Source organism: Streptomyces sp. JHA26 (genome assembly GCF_002005565.1).
GTDB lineage: Bacteria > Actinomycetota > Actinomycetes > Streptomycetales > Streptomycetaceae > Streptomyces.
Window position 1 is genome coordinate 1 of sequence record NZ_BDJC01000108.1, and the last position, 9033, is coordinate 9033.

At 72.2% G+C, this 9033-nt stretch carries 9 protein-coding genes; 2 read left to right on the forward strand and 7 right to left on the reverse strand.

Annotated features, from left to right (window positions below):
- From JHAT_RS32870 to JHAT_RS32900, 7 genes are all read right to left on the reverse strand, one after another.
- Positions 1-492 (reverse strand): TerD family protein (locus JHAT_RS32870; RefSeq protein ID WP_143660595.1); only part of this gene is annotated, 492 nt, incomplete at its 3' end.
- Between the two features lie 110 nt (positions 493-602).
- A complete protein-coding gene (locus tag JHAT_RS32875; protein ID WP_077801931.1) occupies positions 603-1592 on the reverse strand; it encodes a zinc-dependent alcohol dehydrogenase family protein in 990 nt (329 codons plus the stop codon).
- Positions 1589-2464: a carbohydrate ABC transporter permease gene (locus JHAT_RS32880; RefSeq protein ID WP_077801932.1), complete on the reverse strand. Its 876-nt coding sequence runs from the start codon at positions 2462-2464 to the stop codon at positions 1589-1591. The genes JHAT_RS32875 and JHAT_RS32880 overlap by 4 nt, the downstream gene beginning before the upstream one ends.
- Entirely contained in the window at positions 2461-3405 is a 945-nt protein-coding gene (locus tag JHAT_RS32885; protein ID WP_077801933.1) for a carbohydrate ABC transporter permease, read from the reverse strand. Before JHAT_RS32885 ends, JHAT_RS32880 begins: the two co-directional genes overlap by 4 nt.
- Positions 3402-4772, reverse strand: a complete 1371-nt coding sequence (locus tag JHAT_RS32890) for a sugar ABC transporter substrate-binding protein (RefSeq protein WP_077801935.1) — start codon at positions 4770-4772, stop codon at positions 3402-3404. Before JHAT_RS32890 ends, JHAT_RS32885 begins: the two co-directional genes overlap by 4 nt.
- 78 nt (positions 4773-4850) lie before the next feature.
- Complete coding sequence (locus JHAT_RS32895; RefSeq protein ID WP_077801942.1) at positions 4851-5621, reverse strand: DeoR/GlpR family DNA-binding transcription regulator; 771 nt, start codon at positions 5619-5621, stop codon at positions 4851-4853.
- Positions 5622-5895: 274 nt separating this feature from the next.
- Entirely contained in the window at positions 5896-6705 is an 810-nt protein-coding gene (locus tag JHAT_RS32900; protein WP_077801936.1) for an NAD(P)-dependent oxidoreductase, read from the reverse strand.
- Between the two features lie 245 nt (positions 6706-6950).
- On the opposite strand from JHAT_RS32900, the gene JHAT_RS32905 reads away from it, so the two are divergent.
- Positions 6951-7901 carry a 5-dehydro-4-deoxyglucarate dehydratase gene (locus JHAT_RS32905; RefSeq protein ID WP_077801938.1) on the forward strand — a complete coding sequence of 317 codons (951 nt, stop codon included), beginning with the start codon at positions 6951-6953 and terminating at the stop codon, positions 7899-7901.
- Positions 7898-9033: hypothetical protein (locus JHAT_RS32910; protein ID WP_077801940.1), on the forward strand; the 1136-nt coding region annotated here is incomplete at its 3' end. The genes JHAT_RS32905 and JHAT_RS32910, both read left to right, overlap by 4 nt.

Consider the following 9033-nt stretch of genomic DNA (forward strand, 5'->3'; position numbering starts at 1 on the left):
CTCCTCCACCGTGACGCCGAAGTCCGTGGCGATGCCGGCCAGGCCGTTGGCGTAGCCCTGGCCGACCGCGCGGGCCTTCCAGACGCCGCCTCGCAGGTAGACCTCCACGATCACGAGGGCCGTCTCGGTGCCGAGCTGCGGGGGCGTGAAGGTGGCGAGGACGGAGCCGTCGTCCGCGTCGCGGATCGTGGCGGTCGGTTCGATGCCCTGGAAGGTCTGGCCGGCGGCGTCCGGGCTGGCGGTGACGACGATCTTCTCGATGCCCGGCGGGACGGCGGCGGTGTCGACCGTGATCGCGTCCGGGGCGGTGCCGCCGCCGGAGCGGTAGGTCACGCCCGGGCCGGTGGGCTGGTTGTAGAAGATGAAGTCGTCGTCCGAGCGCACCTTGCCGTCGGCGGTGAGCAGCAGGCCCGATACGTCCAGCCGCACGGGGGCGGTGACGTCCACCGTCACGCGGGCGGCGGAGAGGGGAATGTTCGAGCCGGGGGTCATAGCTGTCATGCCGGGTAGAACGAGCGGGGGCGTTTTACCGTTCCCTTACCCGAGGGCCGATCGGGTGGGGTGGGTTTCGCCCCCGCCGTCCGTTCCCGTCCCCGGGGTGGTTACGGCACCACCACGATCTTCCTCCCCACCCCCGCCGCGAACTGCTCCAGGGCCTGCGGGTAGCGCTCCAGCGGGATGCGGTCGCTGATGAAGACGTCCGGGTCCAGGACGCCGTTCGCGAACAGCTCCGCCGCGCGCTCGTAGCTGTGCAGGACCGCCATCGAGCCCGTGATCGTGATCTCCTGGTTGTAGATGCGGTACGGGTCGATCTGCACCCGCGTCGCGTAGTCGGCCACGCCGAACTGGAGGAACGTGCCCGCCTTGGCGACCCGGTCCAGGCCGTCCTGGATCGCCGCCGCGTTGCCCGTCGCGTCGATCACCAGGTCCCAGCCCTGCGGGCGGTCCAGCTCGTCCGGGGTCGCGGCCGAGGCCGAGACGCCCAGGCCGCGGGCCGTCTCCAGGCGGGCCGGGTTGAGGTCCACCACGTCCACGCTCGCCGCACCGGTCTTCTTGGCCAGCTCCAGCATCATCAGGCCCATGGTGCCCGAGCCGTAGATCAGGACGTGGGCGCCGAGGCGGGACTGCAGGACGTCGTAGCCGCGGACCGCGCAGGACAGGGGCTCGATGAGGGCGGCGTCCTGGGTGCGGACGTGCTCGGGGAGCTTCACGCAGTTCGCCACCGGTGCCACCGCGTACTGCGCCGCGCCGCCCGCCGTCGTCACGCCGATGGCGGCCCAGCGCTCGCACAGGTTGTTGTGGCCGGTGCGGCAGTAGCGGCACTCGTAGCAGTAGAGGGAGGGGTCGACGGCGACCCGGTCACCGACCGACACCTCGGTGACCTGGGTGCCGACGCCGACCACCGCGCCGGCGAACTCGTGGCCCGGCACGATCGGCAGCTTGGGCGCGAACTCGCCCTGGAGGATGTGCAGGTCGGTGCCGCACAGGCCGCAGGCGGCGACCTCGACGACGACCTCGCGCGGCCCTGGCGTCGGGTCGGGGACCTCGGTGACGGCGGCGCGGCCCACGGACTCGATGACGGCGGCCTTCATTTGACGGCTCCCAACGACAGGCCCTGGACCAGTTTGTCCTGGGCGGCGAACCCCGCGGCGAGCACCGGCAGGGAGATGACGAGCGACGCGGCGCACACCTTGGCCAGGAACAGGCCCTGGCTGGTGATGAAGCCGGTCAGGAAGACGGGGGCGGTCTCGGCGACCACACCCGTCAGCACCCGGGCGAAGAGCAGTTCGTTCCAGCTGAAGATGAAGCAGATCAAGGACGTGGCGGCGATGCCCGGCAGGGCGATCGGGGCGACCACGCGGGCCAGGATCGTCGGCAGCCTCGCGCCGTCCACCCGGGCCGCCTCGATGATCGCCACCGGGACCTCGGCCAGGAAGGACTGCATCATCCAGACGGCGATCGGCAGGTTCATCGACGTGTAGAGGACGACCAGCAGCCAGATGTTGTCCAGCATGTCGGTGTTCTTGGCGAACAGGTAGATCGGCAGCAGGCCCGCCACCACCGGCAGCATCTTGGTGGACAGGAAGAAGAACAGGACGTCCGTCCACTTCTTCACCGGCCGGATGGAGAGCGCGTAGGCGGCGGGGAGGGCCAGGACCAGGACGAACAGGGTCGAGGCGACGGACGCCACGGCCGAGTTGACGAGGGCGGGCCACGGGCTCGCGCCGCCGCCGGAGCCGAAGAACTCGCGGTAGCCGTCCAGGGTGAGGGAGGCGGCGAAGGACGGCGGGTTGGTGGCCGCGTCCTCCTCCGAGTGGAAGGAGGTCAGGGCCATCCAGGCGATGGGCAGGAAGAAGACGATCCCGGCCAGCCAGGCGACCAGCCCCAGGCCGGCGCCGGCCGTGCGGCGGGTGCGGGCGGGCTCGGTGTCGGTGACGACGGGGCGTACGGCGGTGGCGGTCATGCGCGGCCGACCTCCTCGCGGAACAGGGACGACACCACGCGCAGCGCGAAGGTGGCGATGACGATCGAGCCGATGACGACCAGGACGCCCGCGGCCGAGGCGAGGCCGTTCTCGTGGGCCTGGTAGAAGCTCTGGTAGACGGTGTAGGGCAGGTTGGCGGTGCCCAGGCCGCCGGACGTGAGGGTGAAGACCGCGTCGAAGTTCTGGACGATGTAGATCGAGCCCAGCAGGGCGCCCAGTTCGAGGTAGCGGCGCAGGTGGGGCAGGGTGAGGTGGACGAAGATCTGCCAGTCGCCCGCGCCGTCCACCCGGGCGGCCTCGATCTGCTGCTGGTCCCGGCTCTGCAGTCCGGCCAGCAGGATCAGCATCATGAACGGCGTCCACTGCCACACCAGTGAGGCCTCGACGGCGAGCAGCGGGGTGTTCGAGATCCAGTCCGGCTGCGGCCCTCCGACGTAGTGCAGCAGGCCGTTGAGCAGGCCGTACTCGGGGTTGTAGAGGACGTGCTTCCACAGCAGCGCGGCGGCCACGGGGACCACCAGGAACGGGGCGATCAGCAGGGTGCGGACCACGCCCCGGCCCTTGAAGCGGCGGTCGAGGAGCAGGGCGAGGGCCAGGCCGAGGACCAGGCTGGCCAGGACCACCGCGACCGTCAGCAGGATCGTCGTCCACACCGACCTGCGCAGGTCCGGGTCGGTGAGGACGTCGCCGTAGTTGGCGAGGCCGGTGAAGTGGCGGGCGTCGGGGTAGAGGGCGTTCCAGTCGAAGAGGGAGATCACCAGGGTGGCCACGAAGGGCAGCTGGGTGACCGCGATCATGAAGATCAGGGCGGGGAGCAGCGGGGCCCGGGTGGCCCAGGCCTTCAGCCGGGAGGACGCCGGGCGGGCGGCGGTGCGGACGTGGTCGGGAGCGGCCGCGGGGGCCGAGGTCGTGGTGGTCATCGTCCCTCGTACTCCTCTGCGATCTCCTCGGCGAGCTGCTGGGACTTCTTCAGGGCCTCCTCGACGGACTGGCGTCCGGCGATGGCCGCGCTGATCTCCTGGGAGACCTTGGTGCCGAGGTCGGTGAACTCGGGGATGCCGACGAACTGGATGCCGGGCGCGGGGCGCGGCTGCACGCCGGGGTCGTTCGGCTTCGCGCCCTCGATGGCCTGCCGGGTCATCTCCTGGAAGGCGGCGGCCTCGGCGCGGTAGGCCGGGTTCTCGTACGTGGAGGCCCGCTTGCCGGCCGGGACGTCGGACCAGCCGACCTTGTCGCCGACGAGCTGCTCGTACTCCTTGCCGGAGGCCCAGGAGACGAACTTCCAGGCCTTGTCGGGGTTGCGGGACGCCTTCTGGATGCCCCAGGCCCAGGTGTAGAGCCAGCCGGAGGAGTCGGTCCTCTCGACGGGGGCCGGTGCGTAGCCGATCTTCCCCTTGACCGGGGACTTGGCCGACTCCAGGGAGCCCGCCGCCGACGTGGCGTCGTACCACATGGCGACCTTGCCCTGGGTCAGGTTGTTCAGGCACTCGGCGAAGCCGGACTGGGCGGCGCCGGACTCGCCGTGCTCGCGGACGAGGTCGACGTAGAACTTCGTCGCCTTCTGCCACTCGGGCGAGTCGAGGCGGGCCTGCCAGTCCTTGTCGAACCAGGTGCCGCCGAAGGTGTTGACGACCGTGGTCAGCGGGGCCATCAGCTCGCCCCAGCCGGGCAGTCCGCGCAGGCAGATGCCCTTCATGCCGGGCTCGGCGCCGTCCAGTTCGGCGGCGAGGTCGGCGACCTGGGTCCAGGTGGGGTGGGCGGGCATCGTCAGGCCCTTGGCGGCGAGCAGGTCCTTGCGGTACATGAGGAACGACGACTCGCCGTAGAAGGGCTGGCCGTAGAGCTTGCCGTCCTCGCCGGTGAGGGACTCGCGCATCGGCCCGAGGATGTCCTTCTCGTCGTAGGCCGGGTCCTTCGCGACGTAGGGGTCCATCTCGTGGAGCCACTCGTTGCGGGCGTAGATCGGTATCTCGTAGTTGGAGAGCGTGGCGACGTCGTACTGGCCGGCCTGGTTGGCGAAATCCTGGCTGATCTTGTCGCGGACGTCGTTCTCCGGCAGGACGGTGAAGTTCACCTTGATGCCGGTCTCCTTCGTGAAGTGGTCGGCGGTGAGCTTCTGCAGCTCGGTCATCTGCGGGTTGTTGACCATCAGGACGTTGATGGAGTCGCCGCCCGACCCGGCGCCGCCCGCCCCGACCCAGCAGCCGGAGAGCAGCGGGGCGAGCAGCGTCCCTGCGGCGGCCGCGGCGAGCAGGGCTCGCGGCCTGTGTCGGCTCTGGGTTCGCATGGATCGCTCCTGAACATATGCGGATACATGGGGCGTTCGAGGGCGTGGAGGTGCCCTGTGGGGACGTGCGGGTGGTGCTCAGACGCGGATGACCTGGGGGCCGAGCAGCGAGTAGCGGTGGGCCTCGGCCGCGGGCAGGAGGGTGCTGGTGACGATGGCCTCCAGCGCGCCGATCTCCGCGAAGCGGCAGAAGCTGACCGCGCCGAACTTGGTGTGCGTGCCGGCGAACACGGTGCGGCGGGCGGCGCGGACGGCCTGCGCCTTGACCTCGCTGACGGCGGGGTCGGGGGTGGTGAGGCCGTGCTCGCGGGAGATGCCGTTGGCGCCGATGTAGGCCAGGTCGACGACGAACCCGGCGAGCATCTTCGTCGTCCAGTGGTCGACGGTGGCGAGCGTGCCCGGCCGGACCCGGCCGCCGAGCAGCAGTACGGAGACGCCGTCGGCCTCGGCGAGGGCGCCCGCGACCGGCAGGGACGCGGTGACCACGGTCAGCGGGCGGTCCCGGGGGAGGGCCTCGGCGATGAGCTGCGGGGTGAAGCCCTCGTCGACGAAGACCGTCTCGGCGTCGCCGAGCAGTTCGGCGGCGGCGGAGGCGATCCTGCGCTTCTCGGGGACGTGGCTGGTGGAGCGGAAGGCGAGCGTGGTCTCGAAGCCGGCGCTCTCCACGGGGTAGGCGCCGCCGTGGGTGCGGCGGACCAGGCCGTGGTCCTCCAGGGCGCGCAGGTCACGCCGTACGGTCTCCTTGGCCACGCCCAGCTCGGCCGCGAGCGCGGTGACGTCGACCGAGCCGGTGGCACGGGCGATCCGCACGATCTCGCGCTGCCGTTCCTCCGCCGTCCTCGTACTCATGCCGAACACCCGCCTCACCGCCTTGTCGCCGCGGTCCCTGCCCGTTCGGGCCCGGTGCGGCCCTTGGGTGAAGTTCTACAGCGGCTCCGCTCCACTGACCAGGCTTGTTGCGGGCCCGATGCTGCCCGGTTGTGCCCGCTTCGGACGCTGGGTGCCCGTCGCGGACCTGGGCGGCAGCGGGGTGCGGGGTGGGAACGGGCAGCGCGGGTGCCCGCATGCGGGGGCGGGCGGGCCCGTTCGGTGCCCGCCCGCCCGTCGTGGGGTCGTGTTCCGGTCAGTACGGCCAGATCGGGGGGTCGGTCACGAAGTGGCCGCCGAGGCGCGCGTGCGCGGGGTTGTCCGGGTCGAGTTCCCCCTGCTCGGCGATGAGCTTCTCGGCGTACGGCTCGGAGTCGTCCTGGGGTTCGTAGCCCAGCGCCCGCGCGGAGGTGAGGTCCCACCACAGCCGGGTGTTGGCGGAGGAGCCGTGCACGACGGTGTGGCCGACGTTCTCGGCGGTGAGGGCCGCGTGGAAGAGCCGGGCGCCGTCGGCGGGGCTCATCCACACCGAGAGCATGCGCACGCTGGTCGGCTCGGGGAAGCAGGAGCCGATGCGGACCGAGACGGTCTCCAGGCCGTGCTTGTCCCAGTAGAGCTGGGCGAGGTCCTCGCCGAAGCACTTGGACAGGCCGTAGAAGGTGTCCGGGCGGCGCGGGGTGTCGACCGGGATGAGGGGGTCGTCGCCCTCGGGGCGCGGGGTGTAGCCGACGGCGTGGTTGGAGGAGGCGAAGACGACGCGCCCGACGCCCTCCTCGCGGGCGGCCTCGTACAGGTGGTAGGTGCCCTCGATGTTCGCCTTGAGGATCTTCTCGAACGGGGCTTCCAGGGAGATGCCCGCGAGGTGGATGATCGCGTCGACGCCCCGGACCGCCTCGCGCACGGCGTCCTTGTCGGCGAGGTCGGCGACGATCGCGTCCGGCTCGCCCTCGACGGGGCGCAGGTCGAGCAGGCGCAGCTCGTAGCCGTAGCCGGGGAGCAGGTCCCGCATCAGGGTGCCGAGGCCGCCGGCGGCGCCGGTGAGCAGAACGGTGCGGGGAGCGGGCATCCTCGGGGTCTCCTGGGGTCTCCTCGACGTGGTCGCCGTGCGCATGGACGCACGGCGTTCATATGCGTGGACACGCTAAGGAGAGGAGGCGGGGCCCGTCAAGTGTCCGGGCGAGGCGATGTGGAACGGAAAACTCCGCTGGCGTGTCGGCCGTTGGCGCGCTTGACCGGCCTTCGGGTGGCGGCTTAGCGTGACCTCGTTCAGAAATATAGACGCCGATCACACATATGGAATGGGGAGCGCTCGTGACCTCAGCCCCTCTCGCCGCCAGGCTCACTGTCCCCAGCGGGCCGCTGTTCTTCCCCGTCACGGCGTACGGTCCCGGCGGCGAGGTCGACCTCGACGTCTACCGCGCCCATGTGCGCCGCGGTGTCGAGGCCGGGGCCGCCGCCGTGTTCGCCTGCTGCGGCACCGGGGAGTTCCACGCGCTCACGCCCGAGGAGTTCCAGGCCTGCGTGCGGGCGGCCGTGGAGGAGACGGCCGGGCGGGTGCCCGTCGTGGCCGGCGCCGGCTACGGCACCGCGCTCGCCGTGCGCTACGCCCGCCTCGCCGAGGAGGCGGGGGCCGACGGACTGCTCGCCATGCCGCCGTACCTGGTCGTCGCCGGCCAGGAGGGGCTGCTGCGGCACTACCGGGAGGTGGCGGCCGCGACCTCCCTGCCGGTGGTCGTCTACCAGCGGGACAACGCCGTGTTCACCCCGGAGAGCGTGGTCGAACTGGCCCGCACGGACGGCGTCATCGGCCTCAAGGACGGGCTCGGCGACCTCGACCTGATGCAGCGCATCGTCAGCGCCGTGCGCACCGGGGTCCCCGGCGGCGACTTCCTCTACTTCAACGGCCTGCCGACCGCCGAGCAGACCCAGCTCGCCTACCGCGCGCTCGGCATCACCCTCTACTCCTCGGCCGTGTTCTGCTTCGCCCCCGAGATCGCCCTCGCCTTCCACCGGGCGCTGCACGAAGGCGACGAGGCGACCGCGCACCGCCTGCTGGACGGCTTCTACCGGCCGTTCGTCGAACTGCGCGCCCAGGGCCGCGGATACGCCGTCGCCCTGGTCAAGGCGGGCGTACGGCTGCGCGGACTGGACGTCGGAGAGGTGCGGGCGCCGCTGCACGAGCCGGCCGACGACCACGTCGAACAGCTCGCGCGGATCATCGACCGCGGATACGCGCTGCTCGCCGAGGGGGCCGGCAAGTGAGGACCTCGGCGTTCGTCTACCCGTGGGACGTCAACGGCGACCCCGATGCGGCCGGTTTCGTCGCCGGCCTGGGCGTGGACCAGGTGACCCTGGCCTCCGCCTACCACTCCACCCGCGCCCTCACCCCCCGCCACCCGCGCCACCGCGTCGTCACCGCCGAGCACGCCGCCGTCCTCTACCCACCGGACGCCGCCCGCTGGGAGGGTCGCGAGCTGCGCCCGTACGAGGCCGGGGACTGGGCGCCCGGCGACGCCTGGGGCGAGGCCGCCGAAGCCCTCGCGGCGGCGGGACCGGAGGTGCACACCTGGGTCGTCCTCGCCCACAACTCCCGCCTGGGCGCCGAACAGCCGCACACCTCCGTCGTCAACGCCTACGGCGACCGCTACCCCTGGGCGCCCTGCATCGCGCAGCCCGCCACGCGCGCGTACCTCACCGACCTGGCCGTCGAGGCGGCGGTGCGGCCCGGGGCGCGCGGCACCGAACTGGAGTCCCTCGGCTGGTACGGACTCGCCCACCTGCACGCCCACGACAAGACCGGAGGTGTCGGCCTCGGCGACGCCGGGCAGTACCTGATGTCGCTGTGCTTCTGCCCCGACTGCCGTGCGGGCTACGGGGCGCAGGGACTCGACCCCGACGGACTGGCCGCCGCGGTGCGCACCGCGCTGGAGCCGGTGTGGCGGGGGGCCGCGCCGTCGGACGGGGGCTGGACGGGCGTGGAGAAGCTGCTCGGCGAGGGGCCGGCGAAGGCGACGCGCGCATGGCGGGACGACCGGGCCCGCACGCTCCAGGAGGCGGCGGTCTCGGCGGTCCGGGCCGCCGCGCCCGAGGGCTTCCGGATCCTGCTGCACGCCGACCCGGTCTCCCACCACTGCGGCGCCAACGCCGGCGTCGACCCCGCGCACGTCCTGTCCGTCGCGGACGGCGTCGTCGTGCCCTGCACGGGCGGCGCGGGTCTGCTGACGCCGTTCGCCGAGGTGCGCCGCCCCGGCGCCGTCCTGGCCGCCAACCTCACGGTGGTCTCCGGCATGGGCGGCAGCCCGGCCACCCTCGCCGCGGACGCCGCCCGCGCGCGCGACCTGGGGGCGACGGAGCTGCGGCTGTACCACGCGGGGCTGGCGTCGGACTCGGACCT

Excerpts from the sequence above, each read along its gene's own strand:
- JHAT_RS32880 (WP_077801932.1), bottom strand. The coding sequence starts at position 2,464 with ATGACCGCCACCGCCGTACGCCCCGTCGTCACCGACACCGAGCCCGCC.
- JHAT_RS32875 (WP_077801931.1), bottom strand. The coding sequence starts at position 1,592 with ATGAAGGCCGCCGTCATCGAGTCCGTGGGCCGCGCCGCCGTCACCGAG.
- JHAT_RS32895 (WP_077801942.1), bottom strand. The coding sequence starts at position 5,621 with ATGAGTACGAGGACGGCGGAGGAACGGCAGCGCGAGATCGTGCGGATC.
- JHAT_RS32900 (WP_077801936.1), bottom strand. The coding sequence starts at position 6,705 with ATGCCCGCTCCCCGCACCGTTCTGCTCACCGGCGCCGCCGGCGGCCTC.
- JHAT_RS32885 (WP_077801933.1), bottom strand. The coding sequence starts at position 3,405 with ATGACCACCACGACCTCGGCCCCCGCGGCCGCTCCCGACCACGTCCGC.
- JHAT_RS32890 (WP_077801935.1), bottom strand. The coding sequence starts at position 4,772 with ATGCGAACCCAGAGCCGACACAGGCCGCGAGCCCTGCTCGCCGCGGCC.